This is a genomic window from Microcystis sp. M169S2 (genome assembly GCF_020245865.1).
In the GTDB taxonomy this organism is placed as follows: Bacteria; Cyanobacteriota; Cyanobacteriia; order Cyanobacteriales; family Microcystaceae; genus Microcystis; species Microcystis ichthyoblabe_A.
Genome location: NZ_JADBUB010000091.1, coordinates 1 through 14267 on the forward strand (window position 1 = coordinate 1; position 14267 = coordinate 14267).

Here is a 14267-nt window from a genome sequence, read left to right on the forward strand (position 1 = left end):
GCTTTCAAGACTCGGTTAACAATTTGTAATATTCCTTGTTGACACCCTTACTGACAAAGAAAAAACTGAAATCAAGTCAGGATAAGGGTTGGAGTGCTTACTGCAAAAATTGTTAAGAAAGATCCCTATAAGGGATAGCTTGATCAGGGGGGTGCCGATAGGCGGGGGGATCTGAAAGTTTTTAATACCTACCTACTTATCAAGGGGGAGCGATCGCTATACTGAAGAGAGGGACAACCAAATAACCTCCGATGCTTACCTTCCCCAGCGACTGAGGGCAGCTGCTCCCGCCGCCCTCAAGTTTTTCTCCTGTCAGAGTTTGATACAATTGTCTAGCATGAAGCCTTCTGCAAGGGATTGGGATTATACGGCTGATTGAGCCATGAGGTATCTATTTCATACTCAGACCCTCAATGAATAGGCTGAAGCAGTTGAGGTTGCTCAAGCGTTCATAAACGCGATCGAGGATACAGTTTATCGAATTAGGGAGTTTCCAACCCGTTAGGCTGTCATTATTATAGTTGGAGGGGCCTGTCTCTCTTTCGCCAACACTTTGTCTTTTTTGTCAAGTACACTTTATGCCATTTTACATAAGCTTACCCTGAGAGAAAAGCCCTCAAAGCGAGAGTTGATATATGGTTAAGTCAATTAAAGGTTCGCTGCTATGAAATTTCGTCAATTGATGCGGGCAACAGAAAATAAATACAATCGGCTGCTGGCAAATCTAGTCTTGCTCTACATTATTTACCCATTTTTAGTATATCTACCCCTGGGAGATTTGCTGATTTTCTTTTTCTTCTCCCTCTCCCTGATCATCGCCGTCTATCAGATTGATCGCAGTAAATTGGCTTTAAGATGTAATATCAGTCTGTTTGTAATTGCACTTATCCTGAGAGTATTCGGCAGGATTATCCCTATTTATAGCGATTTAACCGGTTGGTTCGATCTGTCTAGTACATTAATTTCTCTAGCTTTTATTAGTTTATGCGTGTACTCGATTTTACGAGAATTAATTCTCGCCGAACAGGTAACATCCGATATCATCAAAGGGGGAATTTGTGTCTATTTTCTCCTAGGATTTTTCTGGGCATCCGCTTATAGTATTGTTCAGATTTTCGAACCCGATTCCTTTAGCTCCGCCGCTAAAACCGTCAACCAGGCGGATATAATTCATTTCAGCTTTACTACCCTAGCTACGGTTGGCTACGGTGATATCGTTCCTACCAGTAAAGTCGCTAGAGTTTTGGCCAATTTAGAAGGAATGGCTGGAGTTCTGTATCCCGCCGTTTTTATCGCTCGTTTAGTCAGTTTACACAATGGTCGTTAACCAAAACAATCCAGCGCCTTGGGGGAATATTAGATGATTATGCGTCGCTTCATGCCGATTCTTTCTTTACTTTTGCCTTGGATCACTGCCGCAGGAGTCTTGGCGGAAATACCGACTCTGGCCCAGGAAATCCGCCCAAAAACGGCGGAACAGGTGATCGAGCAACTCTGTGCTAATTTAATCAAACAGCGAGGGTTCACTGTCAATATGGATGTCACCTATGACGATGTACTCGACTCTGGGGCAAAAGTTCAGTACAGTGCCTATCAAAACATCTGGGTAGAGAAACCCGATCGCCTGCGCTCGGACTACACTGGAGATGAACGAGTTACCCGCTTTTTTTACGACGGTAAAACCTTCACCCTTGCGGATATGGAACGGGATCTATACGTCACGAAACCGGCTCCGAATACTCTAGATGAAGCCTTAGACCAAGTAGAGCAAAGGTACGGAATCACCATTCCCATGTCAAATCTAGCGGCGAACGATCCCTGTGCAGATCTAATGGCCGATGTCGGGCAAATTATTTTTATCGGCAACAACATGGTCAACGGCGAACAGATGTATCATCTGCTGCTGATCGGTAGCGATCGCGATTATCAAATCTGGGTCACGCAGGATGCCACCCCCCTACTGAGGAAAGCGATTATCACCTATAAAACTCTACCCGGTTCACCCCAGTACACGGCAATATTATCCGATTGGAATTTTAATCCCAGTACCTCCGCCGATACTTTCACTTTCCAACCGGGATCAGAGTCGATCCCTATCGAACTTCTACCCCCTAGGGATAATCAATCCCAGCCATAAAAAAATCAAGGAGTCCGGGCCATGAAAAGATCTTTATGTCAAAACTTATGTGTTCTTGCCGCCCTCCTCTTGGGTACAAGTTTACTGATCACGGATTATGTGGACGCTCGCGGTGGCGGTGGCGGCGGTAGTCGTGGCGGTGGCGGTGGTAGTCGTGGCGGTGGTGGAGCTTCCCCACGGGTCAACCGCAGTAGTGATCTGCAAAACCGGGGGAATTTTAGTAATCGTTCCCAACCTTCCAGAGATTTTTCTGGAAGACAGGGGGAACGGCAAACCAGTCAACAAAACCGTCAAGGGGAACGCAGCGCAAGACAGGGGGAAAGACAAACTAATCAACAAACTCGTCAAGGGGAACGCACGGAAAGACAGGGTGAACGGCAAACCAGTCAACAAAACCGCCAAGGGGAACGCACGGAAAGACAGGGTGAACGTCAAGGGGAACGCAGCGAAAGAACCGATATCCGTCAAGGGGAACGCAGCGAAAGACAGGGTGAACGGCAGCAGCAGGTTAGCGATCGCCAACAGAACCGTCAGAACTTTATTGACGATAATCGCAACGGTTACTGGCGTGGTGGCGGTTGGTACGGTGACGGTTATTACGTCCCCCCGGGTTGGGGTTGGGTAGGGTTAACCACTGGCTTAGTCATCGGTTCAGCGATCGCCACTCTCCCCCCCTACTACAATACCGTCTATGTGGGTTCCACTTCCTACATTTACTCGGACGGCATCTATCTTCAGCCTAGCGGCAGTTCCTACACGGTGGTGGCCCCGCCAATCGGCGCAATTGTCACCTATATCCCAGACGGCTGCACCACAATTACGGCTGACAATACACTTTATTACAATTGTAGCGGTATCTACTATCAGCCCCTGTTTGAGAATGGTTCCACGGTTTATCAGGTGGTTCGCTTCTAATCGGTTTCTTCTTCATCAATAATTGCCGATCGATCTAATAATAATAAATCTCGCAGGCGATCGGTATCTAATTCGGTTAACCAATTTTCCCCAGCATCTACGGTTTGTTCCGCTAATTGTTTTTTGCTTTCGATCATCTCATTAATGCGTTCCTCTAGGGTTCCCGTACAGATGAATTTATGTACCTGAACATTGCGTTTTTGTCCGATGCGGAAAGCGCGATCGGTGGCTTGATTTTCTACGGCTGGATTCCACCAACGATCGATATGAAAAACGTGATTAGCGCGGGTTAAATTTAATCCTGTTCCCCCCGCTTTCAGGGAGAGAATAAAAATCTTTGGTCCTTGGGGATCATTTTGAAAGCGCTCGATCATTTCTACCCGATCTTTTGTTTTGGTAGAACCGGAGAGAAATAATATTTCCTCGGCTAATTTTTTCTGGAGATGGGTTTGTAGGAGTTTTCCCCACTCGGCAAATTGTGTAAAGATTAAAGCTCGATCTCCTTCTGCTATCACTTCCTCTACCATGGCTTCTAAGCGTAATAATTTACCCGATCTTTGACTGCTTTCTAAACTATTTTCTTTCAAGAAATGGGCGGGATGATTACAAACTTGTTTTAGTTGCATTAGCAAGGTTAAAATTAATCCATGTCTCTGAATTCCTTGAGTTTCTTCAATTTTCTGTAGCGTTGTCTCGACTAATTGTTGATAAAGTTGTCCCTGTTCTTTTGATAAACCACACAGGACATTCATTTCCTGTTTTTCTGGTAAATCTTCAATAATAGTTTTATCGGTTTTTAATCTCCTTAAAATAAAAGGACGGACAAGGGAACGCAAATTGTGCAGGGATTCTTGATCGCCGTATTTTTCAATGGGAAGGGCAAAACGACGCTGAAAAAAGGCTTGAGTTCCTAAAAAATTGGGATTGAGAAAATCCAAAATTGACCATAATTCCGTCAGGCGATTTTCTACGGGAGTTCCCGTTAAGGCAATGCGAAATCCTGCGGGTATTTTTCGCACTGCTTGGGATTGTTTTGCCGTAGAATTTTTGATATTTTGAGCCTCATCTAAAACTAAACCTTGCCATTGTACTGCTCCCAAAGTGGAGAGATCGCGATAGATTAAAGGATAACTGGTAATAACAACCGATTTATTTTTTACCTCCTGAGCAAAAGCTTGACCTTTTAATCTTTTTTCGCCATGATGCACAAAAACCGCTAGGGTGGGAGCAAATTTTCTTAATTCATGTTCCCAGTTATTGACCACAGAAGTGGGAGCCACCACTAACACGGGATTAACTAACATATCCTCTTCTTTTAATGCTAGTAAAAAAGCGATTAGTTGCGGGGTTTTTCCTAAACCCATATCATCGGCTAAACAAGCACCTAAACCCCACTTTTCTAGGAAAGCTAACCAACTAACTCCCTTGAGTTGATAGGGACGTAATTCCCCCCGAAATTCCCTCGGTGGGTTGATTAATTGAATCCCTTGATTGTTATTTAAATTATCAATTAATTCCCTTAATGCTCCCTCCGCTTGGAAATTGACTACCGGCAGTTTAGCCATGACGTTATTATCCCCTGAACTCAAACGCAGAGCATCTTCCACCGAGAGATTCAGGGGAGCGATGGTATTATTTAAAATTGCCTGGGCTGCTTTAACATCGGTAGGCTGTAGGATTAACCATTTGCCCCCCACTTCCACCACTGGCGATTTTTTCTCTAATAACTTATCAAAATCTTTTTTCGATATTTCCTGTTCCCCTACCACTAATTTAAGCTGAAAGTTTAATAAACTGGTTAAACTTAATCTTTCTCCTTTTTTGGGAGTTACACTGGCAGCAATCTTAATTCCTAATCTTTGTTCATTACTACCGGCAGTTAAACCCGTGGGCAAAATTACCCCTAATCCCTGATCTTGCAATTGCCAAGCGATTGAGCGAATAAACTGATAAACTTCGATCGAATCAAGAGAACATTCCTCTGGGTGTCTCTGCTCTAAACTAATTCTAATCGGTTCGTACAATCGCGCCGCTAATCCCAATCCTTTTAAGAGAATTTCCTGGGGATTATTGACAACTCTTTGATAACTATGATAACTTTCTTTACCCTCTAACCAAATCAACTTGGCACTAATGAGAAATTCGGGATCATCTAACGCTTGTAAATAATAGGTGAGTTTCCATACTGTCCCTAAACTGGGAGGTTGTAAGGATAGACAGACACGGTATTGATTCTCGATTAATTGGCGATTATTGCCATTAACTAAACTTTCTTGGATAGGAAACACCCAGTTATTATAAGCATTTTCTATGCGCTGTAAATTCTTGGCTTCTAAGGCAATCTCATGATGATCACCGCTTAAAGATTGTAGCCAGGGTTTCACCATCAATGACGGCGAAATATTAACAGTACTATCTATTTTTTGTCGCAAACGAGCATCGACAATATTTTTTAAGCAATCGAGAATAATTGTTTGTGGTTCGCTATTTTCTTGATAGGCAAGACAAACTGGGGGGATGGTTTGGATAAACTTAGCTAAACGAGTGCGATCGATGGTACTATCTAGCAGGGGATACCAGCAACTTTGACCTTGATTTATTCCCGCTAAAAATTTCCCCCTTGCTAATAAATCTAAACTCCAACGGTGCAAATACAGCCAAAATCGTAGATCATTGCCGATAAATTCGGCCTTAGCTAGGGGGAATTTCTCCCATAACCGCACTATCATCCCCGCAGAAAAAGTTAATCCCGATACCTGCCATGGTTGCCAAGACAAGGATTTAGGTGTGGGTTCGAGAATTTGCCCCGACAGCAGCGGTAAAAAATATTTTTTCCTAGGGGGAGAATAACTAGGCAAACTGAGCTTGATTGATTCTGGAGAATACTGGTTAAGCGGAGGAGAAAATTTCTCGATAAATTGGGCTAATGCCCCAGATTCTAGACAAAAAGGATGATTTTCTTGGGTTTCACTTAATTCCTTCCCTTGCCACTGTTCACCCCAAAGAAAAAAAACACTATCCTGCGAACCAATCAGCCAATTACCGTGTAGAGTAGTCATTATAAAATAGGGAAATTCCTCTAAAAAACCTGCTGTTGAAAAGGCAAAAAATCTCGATTTTGTCGCTTCTTCTGACCTTAAGAGCCTCTAATCTTCTATTTTAGTGGACAAGGGCTAATTTCTCAAGCAGAATCTAGTTCAGCGATTAGCCCCGATCAAATGGTTATTATCAATAATAATAAATAGAGTTATTTTTAAACTATGTACAAATCGATCGCCCTAACCCTCGTCCTCAGTCTTCCCCTGAACTTCTCCCTAGTTGGTCAGACGGAAGATCTAAACCACCTACAGCAATTATTATCGACCCGAAAATGTCCCCAATGCGATCTGAGCGGTTCGGGGTTAGTGCAATCGAATCTAGTCGGGGCAAAATTAAATGGGGCTAATCTCGTCGGTGCTAATCTTAGTCAAGCTAATTTAAGTGGAGCGGATCTGAGTGGAGCAAATTTAACTGGAGCCTCTCTTTTTGGTGCTAATCTGACTGGAGCGAACTTAACTGAGGCAATCTTGACGGGTGCGGATTTAAGAGGTGCTTATCTCAATAATGCTAACCTCGACAACACTAAACTAGACACTGCCTATGTGCAGGGTGCGGTGGGAATTCCCAGTAGTGCTGGTACTCCTGAACTATTCTACGGACTAGGGATGGTGGAAGGAAAACAGGGACGCACCAGCACCGCTATAGAAAATTTTAATAAGGCCTTGACAATTAACTCGGAATATGCTCCAGCCTACCTGGCCCGGGCCATGGCTCACTATCGTCAGGGACAAAATGCTCTAGCAGCCCAGGATGCTCAAATGGCTTCGACTCTCTTTGAACGGCAAGGTAACACCCCCGGTTACGAAGCAGCAGAGAATTTTATTAAAGGCATGGAAATCGCCCTAAAACCACGAGAACAAGGTGGTGGCAACGCTCAATTAGACCAAATGGTGCAGGGGATTGGTTCTCTGCTCTTACAGTTTGTTTTACCCGCTTTGGGACTGTTTTAATCCTCGTCCGCCGGTTCTTCTAAATGTTCCGAGACCGCGTAATAAAGGTCAAGAACATGATGATCGGCAAGACGATAAAAGACTCTCCGTCCCTGTTTTTGGTATTTAACTAATCTTAAGGCTCTTAGGGTTCTTAACTGGTGCGATACGGCCGATTCACTCATCCCTAAATCGTCGGCTAAGTCACAAACACATAATTCTTGTTTGGCTAAAAGCGACAGAATTCTTAGGCGGTTGGCATCCCCCAAAAGGCTGAAAAATTCGGCCATTTTTTGGGCTTTTTCTAGTTCTAATCCCTGCAAGTGCTGGAATTTCGCCTCTTGGTGATGGGATTCCCCACAAACCGGCACTATTTTCTCTATGGCCATGTTTTTTCCTGATCGGTTATTAAGGGAAAGTTGAGAAAGGGAGGTATCGCTCGAATCTTCCATGCCGATACTTGTCCCCTTCTCCCCAATAACTAAATTTAACCGCAAATACAGCCCTGGTGTCCACAGCCTTTCCCGTCAACGTGACCATCGGCACAAGCTTGGCAACAGTAGTATTGATCGTTTTTTTTGATGGCATCGGCGATCGATACTTGACACTCACAGGATTTACAAGCACATTTCATGGTGGTGACAGCGATCATGGTTACTACCTCTGAACTTCTTTACTGAGTTTAGTATAACATCTGAACAGATGTTCATGGATTGAATAAAGTTAAATTTTTCTAAAACTCAGACGGGAAAGTTGAGGCCGTTATCTCAAGGGTGAGGTGGGAAGTTATCAGTGATCGGTTATCAGTGGGTAAGTTAACAGTTATCAGATGTGAGTTTTTAAGTGTGCAGTATTAAATAGGGTCTGCTGAAAAAGTTTATTGGTGGGGTTAGGAGTCAGTAGCCGGTAGTCGGTCGTCGGTCGGGGAAGTCAGAATAACAGAATGACCTCGCAGGTCTGGAAGCGGAACCCTTCGAAATCGAAGAGCGAAAGTGCAAGGGTTTTGAGTCCCTCGGATCGATTTCTCAACGTTTGTTTATTGCACTTTTTTGGCTAAAAAAGTCGCAAAACCGTTTTCTAGTAAGGCTTCCAGTAATTTTCAGCAAACGCTATATATAGCGTTTCCTAAGCTAGTGAGGTACACATATTTTTCTTCCCTTTTGACTTTTGCCTCTTGCATGAGTGCCTAAAACCCATAACTTTTGTACCTCAGCAGACTGAAAAACGCTATAATATAATCTAAGGTAGAAAAAAGTTAAATACTGACTAAACCGCCCAATCATAACAACTGAGGCGACAAATTCTGATGTTATTAGCATTAAAACAACTAACTGTTACCCCAGGCGACCGCCTGTTGTTAACTTCACTCACTTGGCAAGATTATGAAAAAATTCTTGACGAATTGGGAGATCGACGGTCAATTCGCCTATCTTATAGTCAGGGAACTTTAGAAGCAATGACTCCTCTTTTTATTCATGAAAATACCAAAGTTTTAATCGGGGATTTGGTTAAAGTTCTCCTGGATGAATTAGGGTTAGACTATGAACCCGCCGGATCAACAACCTTTAAAAATCAACAAATGGATCAAGGAATAGAACCAGATGAGTCTTTTTATATCGAAAATTGTAACGCTATTCGGGGAAAAACGCGACTTGATCTGGCGATTGATCCCCCTCCCGATTTAGCAATTGAGATTGATATTACTAAGCGAACCCGATTTAATAATTATGAGCGATTGGGTGTTCCTGAATTGTGGCGATATAATGGAGAGAGACTGGAAATCAATGTTTTGCAAGGATCAGAATATGTTGAATCTTGCCAAAGCCGACTATTTTCTCAATTTAATCTAATAGAAAAAATTCCAGAAACGCTACAAAATAGTCAAAAAATCGGTAGTGCAATGGCATTAAAACAATTCCGAATTTGGGTCAAGCAAACGCTTAATCCCTAACTTCAAATGGACAACGAAGTCAGGGAACTGAGGTTTACTAATGTCTTTTTACTGCTGACTGATTGCTGTTTTTAGACGCAGAACGACCTACCAGCGATCGCCAGCATCATAAATTGCTAAACGTCCGACACCTAGATATAATCCTGGAGAATTTTCCCCGGGGGGATAAGCAGTGATTCCAAACTGATAGATACCAGCATAATCGGGATTTCGTACTGGTTTCAGACCGATGGAAACGGTATTACCAGGGGGGACAGGAGGATCAAAAATGACCGTAATCGTCTGAGTATTGGGGTCAAAAGTAGTGGATTTTAGGGTTAATTTTTCGCCTCGCTGATTGCGATCGCCAAGAAAAGCAAAGGTTTGATCAACAAGAAAAGCAATAGTTTGAATATTAGGCTGCTGTTGTAGGGTTACTTTGCCCAAGGGGGCCCCGAGAGACGGCGGCAGAGCGATGGTAAGATAGTATTTTGCTCCCCAAGCACGCACGGATTGGAAAGTAGCGAAGAAATTAACCAGAGTGGGGGAACTCTCAAAAAATACTCTGCCATCGGGAAATTGTCCTGCGAGAGAGACAGAAGCATCAAAAGCGAGTATAGCAATCAAAGCCAGCTTATACAGACTTTCAATCTGTTTTAAAGACAAAAAAGGGATTTTCAAAGCAAAAGCTACTATAAAATAGTGATTGTCAAGGGGAATTATACCAAATTCACTTAACCCTCAACCGCTGCCATTGTCAGTGATCAGGAGTCAGGAGTCAGTATTCAGTATTCAGGAGATTATTTTATTTATTATCCCCACTTCATAATTCATAATTCATAATTGATAATTCATAATTCCCCAACCCCCAACTTGCAATGTATCTAGAACACCTGCACCTTCACAGTTTTAGAAATTATGCCGAACAGGTGCTAAAATTCGAGTCCAAAAAAACAATATTATTGGGCAATAATGCTCAGGGAAAATCCAATTTACTAGAAGCGATCGAACTTTTGGCGACTCTCAAGAGCCATCGAGTCAGCAAGGATCGGGATCTGGTGCTAGAATCGGACTCAGAGGCGAGGATTTTTGCTCGAGTTAATCGTCTTTATGGCGCATCAGAATTAAGTTTAATTCTCCGTTCTTCCGGTCGTCGTACCGTGATCCGTGACCGTCAACCCCTGCGCCGTCATCTCGATTTTTTGGGCGTGATTAATGCGGTGCAATTTTCTAGTCTCGATTTGGATTTAGTGCGCGGTGGTCCGGAAGCTCGCCGAGATTGGTTAGATACTTTATTAATTCAATTAGAACCCCTATACGTTCATATTCTACAGCAATATAATCAGGTTTTACGACAAAGAAATGCCCTCTTAAAAGAGATTCGTAAACAGGAATTAGAGGGAAAAGTTTATGGAGATTTATCCCAACTAAAACTCTGGGATTTACAACTAGCAGAAACTGGTTCAAGAGTAACGAGAAGAAGGGCGCGAGTCCTGCAAAGATTAATTCCTTTAGCCCAAAAATGGCACGAAAGTATTAGCGGAAAAACCGAACTTTTAGAATTACAATATATTCCCAATGTGCCTTGGGTAGAAGATGATGTCCATGGGGTACAAAGGGCTTTTTTAGATAAGATTGAAACCCGTCGTTTGGCAGAGAAACAACTAGGGACATCGGTAGTCGGTCCCCACCGGGATGAAGTGGATTTTTTAATTAACCAAAACCCCGCTAAATCCTACGGTTCCCAAGGACAACAAAGAACCTTAGTTTTAGCCTTGAAATTAGCGGAATTACAGTTATTAGAGCAGATTATCGGGGAACCTCCCCTACTACTCCTCGATGATGTTTTAGCGGAATTAGATATCGAGCGACAAAATCAATTATTAGATGCGATCGAAGACCGTTTTCAAACTTTAATTACCACGACTCATCTCAGTTCTTTTGAGTCTCGCTGGTGGCAATCTTCCCAGATATTTTCTGTCAAAAAGGGACAGATTTTTTATTAGCCTATAGCCTCTCTTTATTTGTCTCTTTGTCTGTATGCACCCATAATAATAAAACAGGCCTGCGGCCTGTTTCACTATTAGATTAAGAATAATTAATCCTACCTAATCTCGCGGACTACCGGCTTACCGTCGATAATTTCACCGACGAGAATCAGATCAGCAACCCCGACAAATAAACCATTTTCTAAAACCCCCGGCATATTATTAATAGTTCTTTCCAAATCAGCCGGATCATCGATACTATCAAATTTAACATCGATAACTAAATTGCCTTGATCTGTCACCACGGGGCCAGCTTTTTTCACTCCCATGCGCAGGGAAGGTTTACCACCGAGGGCCTCTAATTTCAGCATCACTGGAGTCATGGCCATGGGTAACACTTCCACCGGCAAAAGAAAAGTCGATCCCAACTTATCCACCAGCTTATTGCCATCCACTACCACGACAAAAATATCGGCGAGACTATCGACAATTTTCTCCTGAGTATGGGCAGCACCGCCGCCTTTAATCAGGTTTTTCTGGGGATCCACCTCATCGGCCCCATCGATAGCGATATCCATCTTGGCGATGACATCGAGGGTAGTGAGGGGAATTCCGTACTTCCTAGCCAAAACTTGCGCTTGAAAAGAAGTAGGAACCCCGACAATATTGCTGATTTCCCCGCTTTGCAGTCTAGCGCCCAGATACTCGATCGCGTAGGCCGTCGTTGAACCAGTTCCCAATCCCACGACTGAATTAGATTGAACTAGATTAGCGGCGGCCTTACCGACCTCCTGTTTCATAAGAATGACCGGATCGATTGCTGTCATGATGCACATTCCTAAAAGCGATATTTTGAACCTCTTAGTTATCGGCTATCCCTTGCCCTCTTGTCAATGGAATTAGGGATTAGTGGCCTGAGCTGCTAACATTTCCTTGAGTTTAGCCAATTCATTGGCCCAACGGGGATCTGGCTGTAAAGCGTCACCATCGCTGGTAACTTTCGGGGCATTATTGCCACCCCGTTCAGCCTTGCGTTTTTTGCCGCCGCCACCACCACTACTGGATTTGCGCGGTGCTGCCGTCGTCGGTTTCGGAGTCGGTCTTTCGACTTTTTCCGGGGTTTCTACGCTGGCCTCCGTGCCTTCTGCTTCTTCTCCTTCTTCTTTACCTCCCTTGCTGCGGGGGAGAGCTTTCTCGATTTTGATCGGGTTTTCCATGAAGGATTGACCGTTGTATTTTTCGATAAACTGGTCAGCTAGTTCATCGCTAGGGACGGTAACGAAGGCAAAACCGCGACATTTGCCAGTTTTGCGATCTTTGATGACTTTAGTGGTGATCGTATCCCCTTCATCGGCAAAAAGCGCCTGTAATTTTTCGCGCTCGACGGATTCTTTGGGCAAATTACCAACGTATAGACGAACGGACATGATGGATTCCTCCAAGTATAGGTTGATGTAAAAACTTGTGCGACATTCCGTGCCTGTATCCTGATTTTTTTAAGGCAAACAGAGCTAGGGAGAATTTTCCCCAGCGATAAGCTTGTAGTTTCTGCACGATAGCGGCTGTGGCCGTCAATTTTGACTATCCTTAACGATTTCAACGAGAGGGACGGAATCTAGGGGTTACGTTTTTAGCTTTTAACAGGCCTAATCATTCAACTTACCCGATTTATGTCGCTCTCTTCGATTATTACAGAATGTTTACACAATTTGTCAAATATTTTCTCTCGCTCTGGGCTGCCTAAGTATAACTACTTAAGTATTTGTTCACAGTAAGCAAAATTTTATGAAAACTCTTGCTAAATGTATCATTGTATGCTTCTTTGCTTTTGGCGGCGGGGTATCCTAGCTAACAGGAAGGAGAAAGCAAAACCCTCTCTACAGATACATTGACACTTTGTCAAGTATTTGTTACATTAGTTAAAGAAAAGAGGTGATACCAATCACCCATCTCGCTTGTGATCAACCACTGTCTTCATCGAGGAGGAACACCATGTCTCAACCGATCGAACTTTCCTTAGAACAACAGTTCAACATTCGTTCTTTTCAGACTCAGGTAGAAAAAATGAGTCAGGAGCAAGCGCAGGACTTCCTGATCAAGCTCTACGAACAAATGATGGTCAGAGAAAATATGTACAAAGCTTTTCTCAAACACCAGTGGGGTCTAGATTCTAATCCCTGGGCCCCCCAGTAACTCATTTCACCCCTTCGGGCGACCTCTTTCTCCGGCTGGGTTTCTCCGGAAACGAGCTAGGGATGCGGGGCGCATTTCTTCACCTTTTTAGCTATTCTTAGGGAAGAATAACCGAATTGCTAGGGGTTAATTTATGTTCGAGCGCGCTTTGATCTGTACAGATCTTTTCGATGGTCTCCATCGTCTTGTCCATTGTGTGCCACACTTAGCCCTGAGCGGCTTAAAACAAGTTATCTTCCTCCACAGTATTCCGGTTTGGGAACAACCCACCCTAGCTGCCGTAGATCAAGGAAAAATTGACGCGGCTAAAGAAAAATTATCCCCAGCTTTAGCAAATATTCCCGACGGCATGACAGTTATTGTCGAAATCTCTAACCGTCGTCCCGTGGATGCCGTGCGGGAAATCCTCGCGCATCACTCTATTGACGTGATTTTGATGGGCAATCCCATGCGCGGTGCCGTCCAAGAAAAATTATTCGGTAGTACCAGTTTAGCGATCGCAGGTATGACCGATATTCCGCTGCTGATTTTCCGACCGCAATTATTATCAGTTTATACTCGCGATGAATTGGCCCTGCGCTGTCAGCATCTCTGGAAACATTTATTAATTCCCTACGATGGCAGTCCCGACGCGATTTATCTAATTGAACAGATGGAAAAATACGCCCAAACCCGCGCCCCCGGTTCTTTTGAGCAATGTCTCCTCGTCCGGGTAGTGGAAAATATCAGTCGCGATCCCAGTGTCACCGAATCTCGTTTAAATGATGCCCGTCGGGAATTAGAATCGGTGCAAGTGCGACTAGAAAAACTCGGTTTGCAAGTACAGAGCCAAGTGCGACAAGGAACACCTGTATTAGAAGTTTTGACGGCAGCGGAAGAAGATGACATCAGTGCCATCGCAGTGGCTACCTGCCATCGTTCCAATATGTTGGAATGGTTAGCCGTGCGTCGAATTAATGAAGATATTCTTCATCAACTGTGGTTCCCCTTATTATTTTTCTCCCCCAAGGGATAGGCTAGAAAAAAGATCCTCTTGGGGAGAAACCACAGAGACACAAAGGACAGAGAGAAGAGCC

14 protein-coding genes are annotated in these 14267 nt (G+C 43.7%); 8 read left to right on the plus strand and 6 right to left on the minus strand.

Going from position 1 to position 14267, the window contains the following annotated elements; all coding sequences use genetic code 11:
• Positions 1-664: 664 nt before the first annotated feature.
• Genes IM485_RS09035 through IM485_RS09045 form a run of 3 tightly spaced genes read left to right on the plus strand, consistent with a single transcriptional unit; the run spans position 665 to position 3052 of the window.
• Entirely contained in the window at positions 665-1327 is a 663-nt protein-coding gene (locus tag IM485_RS09035) for a potassium channel family protein (RefSeq protein ID WP_287701944.1), read from the plus strand.
• Between the two features lie 33 nt (positions 1328-1360).
• Positions 1361-2137, plus strand: coding sequence for a DUF2092 domain-containing protein (locus IM485_RS09040; RefSeq protein WP_287742528.1), 777 nt, complete (start codon positions 1361-1363; stop codon positions 2135-2137).
• Positions 2138-2158: 21 nt separating this feature from the next.
• Entirely contained in the window at positions 2159-3052 is an 894-nt protein-coding gene (locus IM485_RS09045; protein ID WP_104396905.1) for a DUF6515 family protein, read from the plus strand.
• Here IM485_RS09045 and IM485_RS09050 read toward each other — a convergent pair.
• Positions 3049-6111: a sll1366 family intein-prone helicase gene (locus IM485_RS09050; RefSeq protein WP_287742530.1), complete on the minus strand. Its 3063-nt coding sequence runs from the start codon at positions 6109-6111 to the stop codon at positions 3049-3051. The genes IM485_RS09045 and IM485_RS09050 overlap by 4 nt on opposite strands.
• Positions 6112-6312: 201 nt before the next feature.
• Here IM485_RS09050 and IM485_RS09055 point away from each other — a divergent pair, with 201 nt between their 5' ends.
• The gene (locus IM485_RS09055; RefSeq protein WP_287742532.1) at positions 6313-7101 is read left to right on the plus strand and encodes a pentapeptide repeat-containing protein; all 789 of its coding nucleotides are present in this window, start codon (positions 6313-6315) and stop codon (positions 7099-7101) included.
• On the opposite strand, the gene IM485_RS09060 is transcribed toward IM485_RS09055, so the two are convergent.
• The gene (locus IM485_RS09060; RefSeq protein WP_172456225.1) at positions 7098-7532 is read right to left on the minus strand and encodes an ArsR/SmtB family transcription factor; all 435 of its coding nucleotides are present in this window, start codon (positions 7530-7532) and stop codon (positions 7098-7100) included. The two genes, IM485_RS09055 and IM485_RS09060, sit on opposite strands and share 4 nt — an antisense overlap.
• Before the next feature lie 35 nt (positions 7533-7567).
• Positions 7568-7732 (minus strand): metallothionein, encoded by a 165-nt coding sequence (locus IM485_RS09065; RefSeq protein WP_287742536.1) that lies wholly within the window; start codon positions 7730-7732, stop codon positions 7568-7570.
• Between the two features lie 654 nt (positions 7733-8386).
• Here IM485_RS09065 and IM485_RS09070 point away from each other — a divergent pair.
• Positions 8387-9031, plus strand: a complete 645-nt coding sequence (locus IM485_RS09070; RefSeq protein WP_287742539.1) for a Uma2 family endonuclease — start codon at positions 8387-8389, stop codon at positions 9029-9031.
• An 87-nt stretch (positions 9032-9118) separates the two neighbouring features.
• Here the strand turns inward: IM485_RS09070 and IM485_RS09075 are convergent, their stop codons facing one another.
• Positions 9119-9691 (minus strand): DUF2808 domain-containing protein, encoded by a 573-nt coding sequence (locus IM485_RS09075; protein ID WP_287742542.1) that lies wholly within the window; start codon positions 9689-9691, stop codon positions 9119-9121.
• 197 nt (positions 9692-9888) lie between these two features.
• Here IM485_RS09075 and recF point away from each other — a divergent pair, with 197 nt between their 5' ends.
• Entirely contained in the window at positions 9889-11016 is a 1128-nt protein-coding gene (gene recF / locus IM485_RS09080) for a DNA replication/repair protein RecF (RefSeq protein WP_287742545.1), read from the plus strand.
• Positions 11017-11114: 98 nt separating this feature from the next.
• Here recF and rpiA read toward each other — a convergent pair whose 3' ends face one another.
• On the minus strand, positions 11115-11825 hold the full coding sequence (gene rpiA, locus IM485_RS09085; protein ID WP_002780520.1) for a ribose-5-phosphate isomerase RpiA: 711 nt from the start codon (positions 11823-11825) through the stop codon (positions 11115-11117).
• 72 nt (positions 11826-11897) lie between these two features.
• Positions 11898-12425 (minus strand): RNA recognition motif domain-containing protein, encoded by a 528-nt coding sequence (locus tag IM485_RS09090; protein WP_002757731.1) that lies wholly within the window; start codon positions 12423-12425, stop codon positions 11898-11900.
• A gap of 565 nt (positions 12426-12990) precedes the next feature.
• Between IM485_RS09090 and IM485_RS09095 the strand changes: the two genes are divergently transcribed.
• Together IM485_RS09095 and IM485_RS09100 are read left to right on the plus strand one after the other, a co-directional pair.
• Entirely contained in the window at positions 12991-13191 is a 201-nt protein-coding gene (locus IM485_RS09095) for an NblA/ycf18 family protein (RefSeq protein WP_002739006.1), read from the plus strand.
• Between the two features lie 133 nt (positions 13192-13324).
• Complete coding sequence (locus tag IM485_RS09100) at positions 13325-14206, plus strand: universal stress protein (protein WP_287742549.1); 882 nt, start codon at positions 13325-13327, stop codon at positions 14204-14206.
• Positions 14207-14267: the final 61 nt, after the last annotated feature.